Genomic DNA, 15516 nt, shown 5'->3' on the forward strand with positions numbered 1-15516 from the left:
GCGGCCGGACACGCCGCAAACCGCGTTCTGGACGCCACGGCGCAATCAGGTGGCCAGAAACACCCCGAGAAAATACTCGCCGTCGCTGGTCCACGGTAGACTGGCTCGGTATCGGCGCGCATGCGCCTGCGATGCGCCGTGATTTTGCGAACCTGAGGAGAACTCCCCGACCGTGGCTGCCCAAAACAAATATGGTGCCGATTCCATCAAGGTTCTCGAAGGCCTCGAAGCCGTCCGCAAAAGACCCGGTATGTATATCGGCTCCACGGGTGAACGCGGCCTGCACCACCTGATCTGGGAGGTGGTCGACAACGCCGTCGACGAGGCGATGGCCGGCTACGCCTCCACGGTGTCTGTTCGCATCCTCGAAGACGGCGGCGTGGAGGTCACCGACGACGGCCGCGGAATTCCGGTGGCGATGCACGCGACCGGTGTTCCGACCGTGGACGTGGTCATGACCGTGCTGCACGCCGGTGGAAAGTTCGAGGAGGGCGCCTACAGCGTCTCCGGCGGCCTGCACGGTGTGGGCGTCTCGGTGGTCAACGCGCTCTCGACGCGCCTGGAGGCCGACATCTTCCGGGACGGCTACGAGTGGTTCCAGACCTACGACAAGTCGGTGCCGGGAACGCTGCGCAAGGGCGAGAAGAGCAAGAAGACCGGAACCACCATTCGATTCTGGGCGGACCCGGACATCTTCGAGACCACCACCTATGACTTCGAGACCGTCGCGCGGCGCCTACAGGAGATGGCGTTCCTCAACAAGGGGCTGACCATCGAGCTCACCGACGAGCGGGTGCGGGTCGAAGAGGTTGTCGACGAGGTGGTCAGCGACACCGCCGAGGCGCCGAAGACCGCCGATGAGCAGGCCGCCGAGGCGGTGGCCCCGCACAAGGTCAAGCACCGCGTCTTCTGCTACCCCGGCGGTCTGCGCGACTTCGTCTCACACATCAACCGCACCAAGACCGCGATCCACCCGACGATCGTCGACTTCGACGGCAAGGGAACCGGGCACGAAGTCGAGATCGCCATGCAGTGGAACGGCGGCTACTCGGAGTCGGTGCACACCTTCGCCAACACCATCAACACCGTCGAGGGCGGCACCCACGAAGAGGGCTTCCGGTCCGCGCTGACCAGCGTGGTGAACAAATACGCCAAAGACAAGAAGCTGCTCAAGGACAAGGACCCCAACCTCACCGGCGACGACATCCGCGAGGGCCTCGCGGCCGTCATCTCGGTGAAGGTCTCCCAGCCGCAGTTCGAGGGCCAGACCAAGACCAAGCTGGGCAACACCGAAGTCAAGTCGTTTGTGCAGAAGGTCTGCAACGAGCAGCTCGGCCACTGGTTCGAGGCCAACCCCGCCGAGGCCAAGACCATCATCAACAAGGCGGTCTCCTCCGCGCAGGCGCGGATGGCGGCGCGTAAGGCCCGGGAGCTGGTGCGGCGCAAGAGCGCCACCGACCTGGGCGGCCTGCCCGGAAAGCTGGCCGACTGCCGTTCCAACGACCCCAGTAAGTCTGAACTCTATGTGGTGGAGGGTGATTCGGCCGGCGGCTCGGCCAAGAGCGGCCGCGACTCGATGTTCCAGGCGATCCTGCCGTTGCGCGGCAAGATCATCAACGTCGAGAAGGCGCGTATCGACCGCGTCCTGAAGAACAACGAGGTCCAGGCGATCATCACCGCGCTGGGCACCGGTATCCACGACGAGTTCGACATCTCCAAGCTGCGCTACCACAAGATCGTGCTGATGGCCGACGCCGACGTCGACGGCCAGCACATCTCCACCCTGCTGCTGACGCTGCTGTTCCGTTTCATGCGGCCGCTGGTGGAGCACGGACACGTGTTCTTGGCGCAGCCGCCGCTGTACAAGCTGAAGTGGCAGCGCGGCACCGAAGCCGAATTCGCCTACTCCGACCGTGAACGCGACGGTCTGCTCGAAGCCGGCAAGGCCGCCGGCAAGAAGATCAACATGGACGACGGCATCCAGCGCTACAAGGGTCTGGGTGAGATGGACGCCAAGGAGCTGTGGGAGACCACCATGGACCCCAGCGTCCGGGTGCTGCGGCAGATCACCCTCGACGACGCCGCCGCCGCCGACGAACTGTTCTCGATTCTGATGGGCGAGGACGTCGAGGCCCGGCGCAGCTTCATCACCCGGAACGCGAAAGACGTGCGCTTCCTGGATGTTTAGGAGTCGCCCCGGACGCCGGCGAACTACCGCGACATCTGACCGCCTGACTTCTGACAGAACGAGGACCTGATGACAGACACGACGCTGCCACCCGGAGACGATTCGGTGGACCGGATCGAGCCGGTCGACATCCAGCAGGAGATGCAGCGCAGCTACATCGACTACGCCATGAGCGTGATCGTGGGCCGCGCCCTGCCCGAGGTGCGCGACGGCCTCAAGCCGGTGCACCGACGGGTGCTCTACGCGATGTACGACTCGGGATTCCGGCCGGACCGCAGCCACGCGAAGTCGGCGCGCTCGGTCGCCGAGACCATGGGTAACTACCACCCGCACGGCGACGCCTCGATTTACGACACCCTGGTCCGGATGGCCCAGCCGTGGTCATTGCGCTACCCGCTGGTGGACGGCCAAGGCAACTTCGGTTCGCCGGGTAACGATCCTGCGGCCGCCATGCGTTACACCGAGGCCCGGCTGACACCGCTGGCCATGGAGATGCTGCGCGAAATCGACGAGGAAACCGTCAATTTCGTTCCCAACTATGACGGCCGTGTGCAAGAGCCGACGGTGCTTCCCAGCCGCTTCCCGAACCTGCTGGCCAACGGTTCCGGCGGTATCGCCGTAGGTATGGCGACCAACATCCCGCCGCACAACCTGCGCGAACTCGCCGAAGCGGTGTTCTGGTGCCTGGACAACCACGAGGCGGACGAAGAGACCACCCTGGAAGCGATGATGGAACGGGTCAAGGGCCCGGACTTCCCCACCTCCGGACTGATCGTCGGTTCCCAGGGCATCAACGACGCCTACCGCACCGGGCGGGGCTCGATCCGGATGCGCGGTGTGGTCGAGATCGAGGAGGACTCGCGCGGGCGGTCGCTGCTGGTCATCACCGAGCTGCCCTACCAGGTCAACCACGACAACTTCATCACGTCGATCGCCGAGCAGGTGCGCGACGGAAAGTTGGTGGGAATCGCCAACATTGAAGATCAGAGCAGCGACCGGGTAGGCCTGCGCATCGTCGTGGAGGTCAAGCGCGACGCGGTGGCCAAGGTGGTGCTGAACAACCTCTACAAGCACACCCAGCTGCAGACCAGCTTCGGCGCCAACATGCTCTCGATCGTCGACGGGGTGCCGCGCACGCTGCGCCTGGACCAGATGATCCGCTACTACGTGGCGCACCAACTCGACGTGATCGTGCGGCGCACCACCTACCGGCTGCGCAAGGCCAACGAACGGGCCCACATCCTGCGCGGTCTGGTCAAGGCGCTCGACGCCCTCGACGAGGTGATCGCGTTGATCCGGCGGTCGGAGACCGTCGACGTGGCCCGCCAAGGCCTGATCGAACTGCTCGACATCGATGAGATTCAGGCGCAGGCGATTCTGGACATGCAGCTGCGCCGGCTGGCCGCGCTGGAACGCCAGAAGATCGTCGACGACCTGGCCAAGATCGAAGCCGAGATCGCCGATCTGGAAGACATTCTGGCCAAGCCGGAACGTCAGCGCGCGATCGTGCACGACGAGCTCGCCGAGATCGTGGAGAAGTACGGCGACGACCGCCGGACCCGGATCATCCCCGCCGACGGCGACGTCGCCGACGAGGACCTGATCGCCCGCGAGGATGTGGTGGTAACCATCACCGAGACCGGGTACGCCAAGCGGACCAAGACCGACCTGTACCGCAGCCAGAAGCGCGGCGGTAAGGGTGTGCAGGGCGCCGGCCTCAAGCAGGACGACATCGTGGCGCACTTCTTCGTGTGCTCGACCCACGATTGGATCCTGTTCTTCACCACTCAGGGCCGGGTGTACCGCGCCAAGGCCTACGACCTGCCGGAGGCGTTGCGCACCGCGCGCGGACAGCACGTCGCGAACCTGCTGGCCTTCCAGCCCGAGGAACGCATCGCTCAGGTCATCCAGATCAAGAGCTACGAAGACGCGCCGTACCTGGTGTTGGCCACCCGCAAGGGTCTGGTCAAGAAGTCCAAACTCACCGACTTCGACTCCAACCGTTCGGGCGGAATCGTCGCGATCAACCTGCGCGATGGTGACGAACTGGTGGGTGCGGTGCTGTGCTCGGCCGAAGACGACCTGCTGCTGGTCTCGGCTAACGGCCAGTCCATCCGTTTCTCGGCGACCGACGAGGCGCTGCGGCCGATGGGCCGGGCCACCTCGGGCGTGCAGGGTATGCGGTTCAACGCCGATGACCAGCTGCTGTCGCTCAATGTGGTCCGCGACAACACCTATCTGCTGGTGGCGACCGCAGGTGGTTACGCCAAACGGACCGCGATCGAGGAGTACACCGCGCAAGGGCGTGGCGGCAAGGGAATCCTCACCATTCAGTACGACCCGAGGCGGGGCAGGCTGGTGGGGGCCCTGATCGTCGACGACGGCAGCGAGCTCTACGCGATCACCTCTGGGGGCGGAGTGATCCGTACCGCCGCGCGCCAGGTCCGGAAAGCCGGACGGCAGACGAAGGGCGTTCGGTTGATGAACCTGGGCGATGGCGACACACTGATAGCGATTGCACGCAACGCTGACGAAGACGCCGCTGACGAGGACTCGGGCAGCTGACCCGATTTCACACCCGGCCGCTGCGCGGTGGGGATACGCAGGTAAGGAGCCGTGGGTGAGCGCACCGAACGAGCCCGGCCACCCGGGCAACGGGGGCAAGACGGAGTCGGCCGGAAACGGTCCGGCCGACTCCGGGCAGCGCCCACCGGGCCGAACCGCCCGGATCACCGAGACCGGGGAGACCCCGCCCTGGCAGCGCGCCGGGCAGGCTCGCCCGCCCGCCCCTGCCCGACCGGCAGACGGCGGCGCGCTGGGGCACTCCCCCGGTGTCGACGAGCGGATCCGCCGGTTCGTCTCCGGGACGGCCGCCCCGACGGCACCGCCGGCGCCCGGGGCGCCCCAGCAGCCGCCGAAGGCTCCGCCGCCGCCCGCCAAGCAGCCGGCGCCGCCGGCCCAGCCACCCGTCCAGCCGACGGCACAAGCGCCCAAGCCGCCGGCCCAGCCGGCCAAGCCCCCGGTCCAGCAGACCGCTCAGGCGAAGCCGGCAGCGCCCAAGACCGCCTCGCCGGCCAAGCACGGCGACGACGCCTACGGCAGCGAGCTGCCGGATCTGTCTGAACCGGGCCGGCGCTCCCCCGGCCGCCGCCCAGCGGTGACGGCGGGGCCCCGCGGCCCGCTGCGGGCGAGCATGCAGATCCGGCGGATCGATCCCTGGAGTGCGCTCAAGGTGTCGTTGTTGCTGTCCACGGCGCTGTTCTTCGTCTGGATGATCGCCGTGGCGGTGCTCTACGTCGCCCTGGGCGCGATGGGGGTGTGGAGCAAGCTCAACAGCAACGTCGGTGATCTGCTCACCAACAACAGTGCTGCCGAATTGGTCTCTGCCGGTTCGATTTTCGGCGGGGCAACCTTGATCGGATTGGTCAACATCGTGGTTCTGACCGCGATGGCGACCCTCGGTGTGGTGGTCTACAACCTGAGCACCGACGTGGTCGGCGGCGTGGAGGTGACCCTGGCCGACCGGGACTGACCGCGCCGTCTGCCCTGGCTTTTTAGGTGCATTTTGGCCGGGAGGCGTTTGGTGCGGTAATCTCGCTCGGTCGTCAGACGACTACGGGCCTATAGCTCAGGTGGTTAGAGCGCTTCGCTGATAACGAAGAGGTCGGAGGTTCGAGTCCTCCTAGGCCCACGAGTCCCACCAGGGGCCTTAGCTCAGTTGGTAGAGCGCTGCCTTTGCAAGGCAGATGTCAGGAGTTCGAATCTCCTAGGCTCCACAATGCGACGGCGAAAGCGTCGCCTTGTGTGTCCCCACGCTCGTCAGTGCCTTCGGTCAGAGGGTGGGTTGCGCATCCACGCTGGGCGGGCGCGGCGAGGGCTCCTGCGGCCGGTTGGAGCGGCGAATCAGCACCGCCACCACACCACCGGCCACCAAGGCCGCGCCGGCAGCCCCCAGAACCAGCCAGGACCGCCGAATCCGGCGGCGCGGCGGGGCGCCCTCGAGCAGCTGCGGAAGACCCGCGACCACCTCCTGAGCGGCGGCCAATTCGCGGGCTGCGGCGTCCGCGACGTCGGCGACCCGGTCCGACAGCTGGCTCTCCCGGTAGCGCCTGCGCAATTCGACGGCTCCCCGGTGCACCGCGGCGCCACCGAGGCCCACGGCGCCGCGGGCCACGTCTACCGGCCCACCAGCGGTATGGGCCAGCCCACGGGTCAGGCGCTCTCGATTGGTCAGCGGGGTCTCGGTGGCCAGGCGCATGGCTCAACGCTACCCGTGGCGCAGCCCACCACGCCGCGAATGGCAGACTGTGCTCCCATGACCTCCAGCTCCATTGCCACCGCAACTGCCACGCTGCACACCAACCGCGGCGACATCAAGATCGCGCTGTTCGGCAACCACGCGCCCAAGACCGTCGCCAACTTCGTCGGCTTGGCCCAGGGCACCAAGGAGTACTCGACCACCAACGCTTCCGGCGGATCGTCGGGCCCGTTCTACGACGGCGCGGTGTTCCACCGGGTGATCTCCGGTTTCATGATCCAGGGCGGCGACCCGACCGGCACCGGCCGCGGCGGCCCGGGTTACAAGTTCGAGGACGAATTCCACCCCGAGCTGGTTTTCGACAAGCCCTACCTGCTGGCGATGGCCAACGCCGGTCCCGGCACCAACGGTTCGCAGTTCTTCATCACGGTGGGCCAGACCCCGCACCTGAACCGCAAGCACACCATCTTCGGTGAGGTGGTGGACCCCGACTCGCAGGCTGTCGTGGACGCCATCGCCAACACCTCGACCGATCGCGCCGACCGGCCCACCGAGCCCGTCATGATCGAGTCGATCACGATCGCCTAGCCGGGCACCTCTTCATCACGGCCGGTGTAGCCGGCCGCATTGAGCACCGCGAGCACGTCGCGGGGATCGGTTCCCAAGTCCCATCGGGACAGGACCAGCATCTGATCGTCGCGCGTCTCGATCTCGAGCAGCCGATGGGTGCGCCCGATCCGCTGATGCTGCGTCACCCGAAGCCGTGTGATGCGCTCGGGGCGCAGCACCGTGGTACGCCACCAGCCGCGCACCGCCAGTCCCTCGAAGGTCAGCGCGAGCTTGGGCCGCGACAGCCAGGACATGCCGGCAAATATCAGCAGCCCCACTCCGGCAACGCCGGCCAACATGCGTCCCGGCGTGTCGGTCGCGACCGTGACGGCGCAGATCGCCAACACCGCTCCGACGACGGCGCAGCCGGCGATGCCGCCGGCGGGCGGAGACCACTGCGTTTCTGCGGGCGCGTTAGGCGTCATGTCGACCTGCGGTTTCGAAAGTTATCAACAGGAGTTGTCCACAGTGGGGATAAATCACATCGATGTGATTGAGCACCTCAGGGGGTTTTGGACTCCGAAACGCCCGTGTTGGTCTCCCCGGTGCGGCCTTTAGTGCCAGCGCATGGTGAGCAACAGCCCAGCGATCATGAAGGCAAACGCGATCGCGTAGTTCCACGGGCCCAGTTCGGCCATCCAGTTCAGCGCCGCGGGAGCGTCGAGCCCGGTGGCACCCAGCTGGTACACCATCAGCCACACCAAGCCCAGCAACAGCAGCCCGAGGAACAGCGCCACGAACCAGCCGCTGGACGGGCCGCCCTTGACCTTGACGGGGGTACGGCTCACCGCCGAGGGGGTGAAGCTGGTGGTCTTCTTGCGAACCTTAGACTTGGGCATCGGTACCTCGGGATGGTGCGGCGTGAAGCTGCGAGTATGGGTCGGTACGAGATTAGCCCAGTAGGCTAACCCGGCCGAGAACGGGAGAGCCCATGAAGCAGAACGGGCCACCGTCCGGCGACCGCCGCTCACCGTGGCGGCTCGGAGTTCCGCTGGTGTGTCTTGCGGCCGGATTGTTGTTGGCGGCCACCCATGGCGTCTCCGGCGGAAAGGAGATCCGCCGCGGCGACGCGCCCCGGCTGGTTGATCTGGTTCGCTCGGCCCAGGCCACGGTGGAAGAGCTGACCCAGCAGCGCGACACCCTGGCCCACGAGGTCGGCTCGATGCACGGCCGCCGCTCCGGTGTCGCGCTCTCGGCCATGCGTCACCGCACCGACCAATTGGTGCAGGCCGCCGGCTTGGAGGCCATGCACGGTCCCGGCCTGGTGGTGACGCTCGCCGACGCGCAGCGCGACGCCAACGGCCGGTTCCCCCGCGACGCCTCTCCGGACGATCTGGTGGTGCACCAACAGGACATCTCCGCGGTGCTCAACGCCTTGTGGACCGCGGGCGCCGAAGCGGTGCAGATGCAGGACCAGCGCATCACCGCCTCCTCGGCCCCGCGCTGCGTGGGCAACACCCTGCTGCTGGAGGGCCGAACCTACAGCCCCCCCTATGTGGTGACCGCGATCGGGGATCCGGCCGCCATGCAGGAGGCGCTGGCCGCCGATCCGCTGATCGGCCTGTACAAGCAGTACGTGATCCGGTTCGGCCTGGGCTACAGCGAGCAGGTGTCCGCGGACTTGGTAGTGGCCGAGACGCCGCCAGTCGCCCGGATGCGCTATGCCGTGCCGGCCGGGCCGGTCGACTACTGACAGCGCCCGCACCGGGCGGCGGTAGCCTGTTGGACGTGCGGATTCTCGTCGTCGACAACTACGACAGCTTTGTGTTCAACCTGGTCCAGTACCTGGGTCAGTTGGGTGTGCAGGCTGACGTCTGGCGCAACGACGATCCCCGGCTGGCCGACCCGGCTGCTGCGATAGCCGACTTCGACGGGGTGCTGCTCAGCCCGGGACCGGGCACGCCGGAGCGCGCCGGCGCCTCGATCGCCCTGGTGGGTGCGTGTGCGGCGGCGCGGGTTCCGGTGCTCGGGGTGTGCCTGGGCCACCAGGCGATCGGCGTGGCCTTCGGCGGCACGGTGGGCCGGGCCCCCGAGCTGCTGCACGGCAAGACCAGCACCGTGTTTCACACCGACGCCGGGGTGCTGCAGGGTTTGCCGGATCCGTTCACCGCCACCCGGTATCACTCGCTGACCATCCTGCCCGAGACGGTGCCCGACGTCCTGGAGGTCACCGCGCGTACCAGCGGCGGGGTGATCATGGCGGTGCGCCACACCGAGCTGCCCATCCACGGCGTGCAGTTCCACCCGGAGTCCATCCTCACCGAGGGCGGTCACCGGATGCTGGCCAACTGGCTGGGCTACTGCGGCTACCCCTGCGACGACGCCCTGGTGCGCCGGCTCGAGGAGGAGATCGCCGCGACGGTTCAGACCGCCCGGGCCGGCCGGAGCACGGCGATCGCCAGCGCGCCCTAGGTGTGACGACGGGCCGCTACCGGCCCGGATGTGCCCCTACTGGCCGAAGCGCAGAGTGATGTTGCCGTCGGTGTTCACACCCTGACCCGCCGCCGGGCTTTGGTAGAGCACCCGATTGTGGCCGGCACTGCCGGCGTCGACGTCGGCACCCTTGACCAGAATCCCGGTCCAGCCCAGCGCCCGCAGCTGTGGCTCGGCGTCGGTCCAGAACAACCCGGTGACATCTGGCATCACAAATTGGTTGCCGCGCGACACCCGCAGCTCGATGACCGCGTCCAGCGGCACGGCCTCCCCGCTGGGCGGGCTGGTGGCGATCACCTCGCCGGCCGGACGCGGGCTGTCCACCGTCACCTCGGTGATCTTGGTGAATCCGTACACAGTCAGGTTCTTCTGGGCCAGTTCGACGGTCTGACCGATGACGTCGGGCAGCGGCTTGGTGGCCGGGCCGCTGCCGATCACGATGATGATCTCGTTGGTGACCGCGGTGGTCTGGTTCGCCGGCGGGTTGGTGCCGACGACCTTGTCCTTGAGCTCGGGCGTCGACGGGGAGTTGACCTGCTTGAACTTGCCGAACCCGGCGGCGGTCAACTTCTTGACCGCGTCGGCGTAGCTCAACGTCGCCACATCGGGGAGCTGGCGCTGCTCGGGTCCGTAGGACACGTCGACAGTGATCTTGTCGCCCTTGTTCGCCGGGGCGCCGGCGGGCGGGTCGGTCCCGATCACGTGATCCGGCGGCACGGTGGAATCGGCGCGCTGCTCGGTGCGGGTCTTGAAACCCTTGTTCTGCAGTTCGGCGATCGCGTCGACCGATGCTCGGCCGCTCACATCGGGCACCTGAATCTGATGGGTGCTGCCGCCGAAGGTGTTGATCGACACCGTGGCGATGACCGTCAGCACCGCGAGCACGATCGCGGCGATCAGCCACCGGCCCACCGAACCCTGCCGGTCGTTGGTGAAGTTGAGTTCCTGGCGGGGCAACGGGTCGGTCTGCGCTCCGGAAGAGTCGCCGGCACGCGGGGTCATGATCGAGGCACGGTCGGCCGCGGTGAGCACCCGCGGAGCCTCGGGAGTTTCGCCGCTGTGCACCCGGACCAGATCGGCACGCATCTCCGCGGCGGTCTGGTAGCGATTGTCGGGGTTTTTCGCCAGTGCTTTGAGCACCACCGCGTCGAGGTCCGCCGGCAGACCGGGCAGCCGCTGCGACGGCGGGACCGGGTCTTCGCGGACATGCTGGTATGCCACCGCCACCGGTGAGTCACCGACGAAAGGTGGGTCGCCGGTGAGGATTTCGTAGAGCACGCAGCCCAGCGAGTACACGTCCGAGCGGGCGTCCACGGTCTCCCCGCGGGCCTGTTCGGGCGACAGATACTGGGCGGTGCCGATCACCGCGGCGGTCTGGGTGACGCTGTTGCCGGCATCGGCGACCGCACGGGCGATGCCGAAGTCCATGACCTTCACCGCGTTGTGCTCGTCGATCATGATGTTGGCCGGCTTGACGTCACGGTGGATGATGCCGTGCTGGTGGCTGAAGTTCAGCGCCTGGCAGGCGTCGGCGATCACCTCGATGGCCCGCTGCGGCGGCATCGGGCCGTCGTTGTGCACGATGTCGCGAAGCGTGACCCCTTCGACGAGCTCCATCACGATGTAGGGCAGCGGCCCGGCCGGGGTGTCGGCCTCGCCGGTGTCATAGACGGCCACGATCGCCGGGTGATTCAAGGCGGCGGCATTTTGGGCCTCGCGCCGGAAGCGCAGGTAGAAGCTGGGGTCGCGGGCCAAGTCGGCCCGCAGCACCTTCACCGCCACCTCGCGGTGCAGGCGGGTGTCGACGGCGCGATGCACCTCCGACATCCCGCCGAAGCCGAGGATCTCACCGAGTTCGTAGCGGTCGGAGAGCCGCTGGGGTGTGGTCATGGTGTGGTCCTGTGCCAGATCCAGCCGGACGACTGCGCGGGCGGTGCCGACGAGGATCCTTCCGGACTCGATGAACTACTCAACGGCGCCCCGGTGTCGGTGACGGTGGCCGGGGCCAGCGAGCCGCCCGGGCTCTTGGCGTTGACCACTATCAGCACCGCGATGATGATCGCCAGCGTGCCCAGCACCCCGGCGGCCCACAGCAGGGCGCGCTGACCGGCGGTGAAGGTGCGCCGCGGCGGGGGTGTGCGATGGCTGCCGGCATTGGGCCGGGCACGGCGTGCCGCGGTGGCCCGGGCCGACACCGGCGCGACAGCGCGGGTGGCCGCACCCGACGGGATCGCCGAGGGTGCGGCGCGTCCGGCGGGCAGCGACTGGCTGGGCCGGGTGGGGCGCCGGCCGGAGCGCACCGCGGCCACCGCGTCGGCGAACGGGCCGCCGCTGCGGTAGCGCATGCCCGGATTCTTGGCCAGGGTGATCTCGATCAGTTCGCGCACATTGGGCGGCAGGTCGGCCGGTAGCGGCGGCGGCGGCTCCTTGATGTGCTTCATCGCCACGGTCAGCGCACCGTCGCCGGTGAACGGCCGACGGCCCGAGAGCACCTCGTAACCCACCACGCCCAGCGAGTACACGTCGCTGGCGGCGGTGGCGTCTTGCCCCAGCGCCTGCTCGGGCGCGATGTACTGCGCGGTGCCCATCACCATGCCGGTCTGGGTGACCGGTGCGGCGTCCACGGCCTTGGCGATGCCGAAGTCGGTGATCTTCACCTGGCCGGTGGGCGTGATCATGATGTTGCCGGGCTTGACGTCACGGTGCACCAGCCCCGTGCTGTGCGCCACCTGCAATGCCCGCCCGGTCTGCTCGAGCATGTCCAGGGCGTGCCGCAACGACAGGCGCCCGGTGCGCTTGAGCACCGAGTTCAGCGGCTCGCCGTTGACCAGTTCCATGACCAGGAACGCCGTGCGGCCCTCGCCGTCGAGCTCGGTCTCGCCGTAGTCGTGCACGCTGGCGATGCCCGGATGGTTGAGCATGGCGGTGTTGCGGGCTTCGGCGCGGAACCGCTCGATGAACTCCGGGTCGGAGGAGAACTCCGGCTTGAGCACCTTGACCGCGACGCGCCGGCCCAGCCGGTTGTCGACGGCCTCCCACACCTGGCCCATGCCGCCGGTGGCGATGAGCCGCTGCAACCGATAGCGCCCGGCCAGTGCGGCGCCCACCTGCGGACTCATGATCGCCCCTGGAGGGCAGCTTGGATGACGGCCCGTCCGATGGGTGCGGCCACCGAGCCGCCGGTGGCGGACAGCCGGTCGCCACCGTCTTCCACCACGACGGCGACGGCCACCTTCGGGGCGCTGGCCGGGGCGAAGGCGATGTACCACGCGTGCGGCGGAGTGTTCCGCGGATCGGGACCGTGTTCGGCGGTGCCGGTCTTCGACGCAATCTGTACGCCCGGGATGGCCCCCTCCTGCTGGGTCACACTTTCGGCGTCGATCATGAGTTCAGTTAGCTTAGCCGCGACCTGCGAGGACACTGCACGGCGCTGCTCGTGCGGCAAGGTGCTGGCGATGCCCGCCAAGTCCGGACCCTCCAGCCCGTCGACCAGATACGGCTGCATGGTCAGACCACCGTTGGCGATGGACGCCGCGACCATCGCATTCGTCAGCGGAGTGACGGCGACGTCCTTCTGGCCGATGCTGGTCATGCCCAGCGCGGCGGCGTCGCCGATCCGGCCGACGGTGGACTCGGCGACCTGCAGCGGTATGGGTTCGGACGCGACGTCGAATCCGAAACCCTCGGCGGCGTTGCGCAAGGCGTCCACGCCGGTACGAATACCCAGCTGAACGAAGGCTGTATTGCACGACCGGGCAAAAGCCGTCCGCAGCGGCACGGTGGCCTCGGAGCCGTCGCAGGTGTTGCCGCCGAAGTTCTCCAGGGCCGCGGTGCTGTTGGGCAGGGCAATGCGCGCCGCGTTGGTCAGCTGCTCGTTGTCGCTGACACCGGCCTGCAGCGCGGCCGCCGTGGTGATGACCTTGAACGTCGAGCCGGGCGGGTAGGTCTCGCTGATGGCGCGGTTGGTCAGCGGGGACTCGGGGTCGTCGCGAAGCTCCTGCCACGCCTGACCTTGCTGCGCCGCATCGTGCGACGACAGCAGATTGGGGTCATACGACGGCGCCGAGACCATGGCCAGCACCTTGCCGGTGGCCGGTTCCAGGGCGACCACCGCACCGCGACATCCACCGGCGCAGCCCCGTCGCATCGCGTCCCAGCCGGCTTGCTGCACCCGGGGGCGGATGGTGGTCTGCACGGTGCCGCCGCGCGGGCTGCGACCGGTGAAGAAATCGGCCAACCTCAGCCCGAACAGCCGCGGATCGGATCCGTTGAGCACGGTGTCCTCGGCGCGCTCGAGGCCGCTGCTGGAGTAGCGCAGCGAATAGAACCCGGTGACCGGGGCATACACCTCAGGCTCGGGGTAGACGCGCTGGTATTTCATCCGGTCGTCGGTGGCCACCGAGTAGGCCAGCAGCTGGCCGGCCGCGGTGATCTGCCCCCGCTGCCGGGAGTACTCGTCGAGCAGCACCCGCTGATTGCGGGGGTCGGCGCGCAACCCGTCGGCGGCGAACACCTGGGTCAAGGTGGCGTTGGCCAGCAGCAGCACGATCAGCGCCATCAGGGTCATCGTGACGCGGCGCAGTGAGGTATTCATACGCGCTCGATCACCGCCGTACCGGTATCGCCGATCGGGGCCGGGCGTTGGGGCGGGGGATGCGGACTCAGCGGCCGGCGGGCGGCGTGCGAGACGCGCAGCAGGATCGCCAGCAGCACATAGTTGGCCAGCAGCGACGAACCGCCATAGGACAGCCACGGGGTGGTCAGCCCGGTCAGCGGGATCAGCTTCGTCACTCCCCCGACCACGATGAACAGCTGAATGCCCAAGGTGGCGGCCAGGCCGGCGGCCAGCAGTTTGCCGAAGCTGTCCCGGACGGCGATCGCTGTCCGCATGCCGCGCACGATCACGATGGTGTAGAGAATCAGCACCCCGGCCAGCCCGACCAGACCCAGCTCCTCGCCGAACGCGGCGATGATGAAGTCGGTGGAGGCCGCGGGCACATAACCGGGCTGCCCGTTGCCCAGCCCGGTGCCGAAAATCCCGCCGGTGGCGAAGCTGAACAGCGACTGCACCATCTGGTAGCCGGTGCCTTCGGGGTCGGCGAACGGGTCCAGCCAGGTCTGCACCCGCACCCGGACATGGCTGAACAGGAAGTAGGCGGCGACGCTGCCCGCGGCGAACAGCAGCATCCCGATCACCATCCAGCTGAACCTGCGGGTGGCCAGGTACACCACCACCAGGAACGACGCATACAGCAGCAGGGAGGTGCCCAGGTCCTTCTCGAAGGCCATGACGCCCACGGAGATCACCCAGGCGGCCAGCAGCGGTGCCAGGTCGCGCGGCCGGGGCAGGTTCATGCCCAGCACGTGCTTGCCGGCACTGGTGAACAGCCGCCGCTTGGACACCAGGACCGCGGCAAAAAAGATCAGCAACAAGATCTTGGAGAACTCGGCGGGCTGAATGGAGAAGCCGGGCAACCGAATCCAGATCTTGGCGCCCTGGCGCTCGGACAGCGAAGCCGGCAGCAGCGCCGGGATCACCAGCAGCACCAGGCCCGTCAGGCCGCAGATGTAGCCGCTGCCCGCGAGCTGACGGTGGTCCTTGAGGGCCACCAACACCACGGCGAAGACGGCGACGCCCACCAAGGTCCACAGCATCTGAGCGCTGGCACCGGGCCGGGCCTCGGCGCCGTCGACCCCGACCCCGAGATCGATGCGGTGGATCATCACCAGGCCCAGGCCGTTGAGCAGGGCGACCACCGGAAGCAGCAACGGGTCGGCGTAACGCGCCGAACGCCGGATCACCAAGTGCGCGAAGACGAACAGCACCAGAAACGCCAGCCCGTAGCCGACCAGGTCCCAGCGCAGGCCCTGCTCGTGGCCGGCCTCGACGATCAGCATCGCCACCGCCACGATGGTGGCCGCGAAGAACAGCAGCAGCAGCTCGGCGTTGCGTCGATCCGGCAGCGCCGGGGTCAGCGTCACCGGCGGCTGCGGTTCAGTGCTCACGGCGCGCTGCTTCTCCACATCG

The 15516-nt window shown here is 68.0% G+C and carries 13 protein-coding genes and 2 tRNA genes; 8 read left to right on the forward strand and 7 right to left on the reverse strand.

The window, feature by feature from the left end:
- Positions 1-172 precede the first annotated feature (172 nt).
- From gyrB to G6N14_RS18070, 5 genes are all read left to right on the forward strand, one after another.
- Positions 173-2188, forward strand: a complete 2016-nt coding sequence (gene gyrB, locus G6N14_RS18050; protein ID WP_085136112.1) for a DNA topoisomerase (ATP-hydrolyzing) subunit B — start codon at positions 173-175, stop codon at positions 2186-2188.
- A 69-nt stretch (positions 2189-2257) separates the two neighbouring features.
- On the forward strand, positions 2258-4753 hold the full coding sequence (gyrA, locus tag G6N14_RS18055; protein WP_085136111.1) for a DNA gyrase subunit A: 2496 nt from the start codon (positions 2258-2260) through the stop codon (positions 4751-4753).
- A gap of 55 nt (positions 4754-4808) precedes the next feature.
- Positions 4809-5720 carry a DUF3566 domain-containing protein gene (locus G6N14_RS18060; protein ID WP_085136110.1) on the forward strand — a complete coding sequence of 304 codons (912 nt, stop codon included), beginning with the start codon at positions 4809-4811 and terminating at the stop codon, positions 5718-5720.
- A gap of 85 nt (positions 5721-5805) precedes the next feature.
- Positions 5806-5879: transfer RNA gene (locus G6N14_RS18065), tRNA-Ile, on the forward strand.
- A gap of 12 nt (positions 5880-5891) precedes the next feature.
- Positions 5892-5964, forward strand: a tRNA-Ala gene (locus tag G6N14_RS18070).
- A 56-nt stretch (positions 5965-6020) separates the two neighbouring features.
- On the opposite strand, the gene cwsA is transcribed toward G6N14_RS18070, so the two are convergent.
- A complete protein-coding gene (gene cwsA / locus G6N14_RS18075) occupies positions 6021-6446 on the reverse strand; it encodes a cell wall synthesis protein CwsA (protein ID WP_085136109.1) in 426 nt (141 codons plus the stop codon).
- 39 nt (positions 6447-6485) lie between these two features.
- Here cwsA and G6N14_RS18080 point away from each other — a divergent pair, with 39 nt between their 5' ends.
- Positions 6486-7034 carry a peptidylprolyl isomerase gene (locus G6N14_RS18080; protein WP_085136108.1) on the forward strand — a complete coding sequence of 183 codons (549 nt, stop codon included), beginning with the start codon at positions 6486-6488 and terminating at the stop codon, positions 7032-7034.
- Here G6N14_RS18080 and G6N14_RS18085 read toward each other — a convergent pair.
- Together G6N14_RS18085 and crgA are read right to left on the reverse strand one after the other, a co-directional pair.
- Positions 7031-7480: a PH domain-containing protein gene (locus G6N14_RS18085; protein WP_085136107.1), complete on the reverse strand. Its 450-nt coding sequence runs from the start codon at positions 7478-7480 to the stop codon at positions 7031-7033. The two genes, G6N14_RS18080 and G6N14_RS18085, sit on opposite strands and share 4 nt — an antisense overlap.
- A 129-nt stretch (positions 7481-7609) precedes the next feature.
- Complete coding sequence (gene crgA, locus G6N14_RS18090; protein WP_085136106.1) at positions 7610-7894, reverse strand: cell division protein CrgA; 285 nt, start codon at positions 7892-7894, stop codon at positions 7610-7612.
- A 92-nt stretch (positions 7895-7986) separates the two neighbouring features.
- Between crgA and G6N14_RS18095 the strand changes: the two genes are divergently transcribed.
- Positions 7987-8748 carry a DUF881 domain-containing protein gene (locus tag G6N14_RS18095; protein ID WP_085136105.1) on the forward strand — a complete coding sequence of 254 codons (762 nt, stop codon included), beginning with the start codon at positions 7987-7989 and terminating at the stop codon, positions 8746-8748.
- Positions 8749-8783: 35 nt separating this feature from the next.
- Positions 8784-9467, forward strand: a complete 684-nt coding sequence (locus G6N14_RS18100; RefSeq protein ID WP_085136182.1) for an aminodeoxychorismate/anthranilate synthase component II — start codon at positions 8784-8786, stop codon at positions 9465-9467.
- Between the two features lie 36 nt (positions 9468-9503).
- Here G6N14_RS18100 and pknB read toward each other — a convergent pair whose 3' ends face one another.
- From pknB to G6N14_RS18120, 4 genes are read right to left on the reverse strand one after another with little or no spacing between them, the layout of a single operon-like run.
- Positions 9504-11378, reverse strand: coding sequence for a Stk1 family PASTA domain-containing Ser/Thr kinase (pknB, locus tag G6N14_RS18105; protein ID WP_085136104.1), 1875 nt, complete (start codon positions 11376-11378; stop codon positions 9504-9506).
- Positions 11375-12607 (reverse strand): protein kinase domain-containing protein, encoded by a 1233-nt coding sequence (locus G6N14_RS18110; RefSeq protein ID WP_085136103.1) that lies wholly within the window; start codon positions 12605-12607, stop codon positions 11375-11377. The genes pknB and G6N14_RS18110 overlap by 4 nt, the downstream gene beginning before the upstream one ends.
- On the reverse strand, positions 12604-14082 hold the full coding sequence (gene pbpA / locus G6N14_RS18115) for a D,D-transpeptidase PbpA (protein ID WP_085136102.1): 1479 nt from the start codon (positions 14080-14082) through the stop codon (positions 12604-12606). The genes G6N14_RS18110 and pbpA overlap by 4 nt, the downstream gene beginning before the upstream one ends.
- On the reverse strand, positions 14079-15494 hold the full coding sequence (locus G6N14_RS18120) for a peptidoglycan glycosyltransferase RodA (protein ID WP_085136181.1): 1416 nt from the start codon (positions 15492-15494) through the stop codon (positions 14079-14081). The genes pbpA and G6N14_RS18120 overlap by 4 nt, the downstream gene beginning before the upstream one ends.
- Positions 15495-15516 lie beyond the last annotated feature (22 nt).

The organism is Mycolicibacter hiberniae (genome assembly GCF_010729485.1).
Taxonomy (GTDB): domain Bacteria; phylum Actinomycetota; class Actinomycetes; order Mycobacteriales; family Mycobacteriaceae; genus Mycobacterium; species Mycobacterium hiberniae.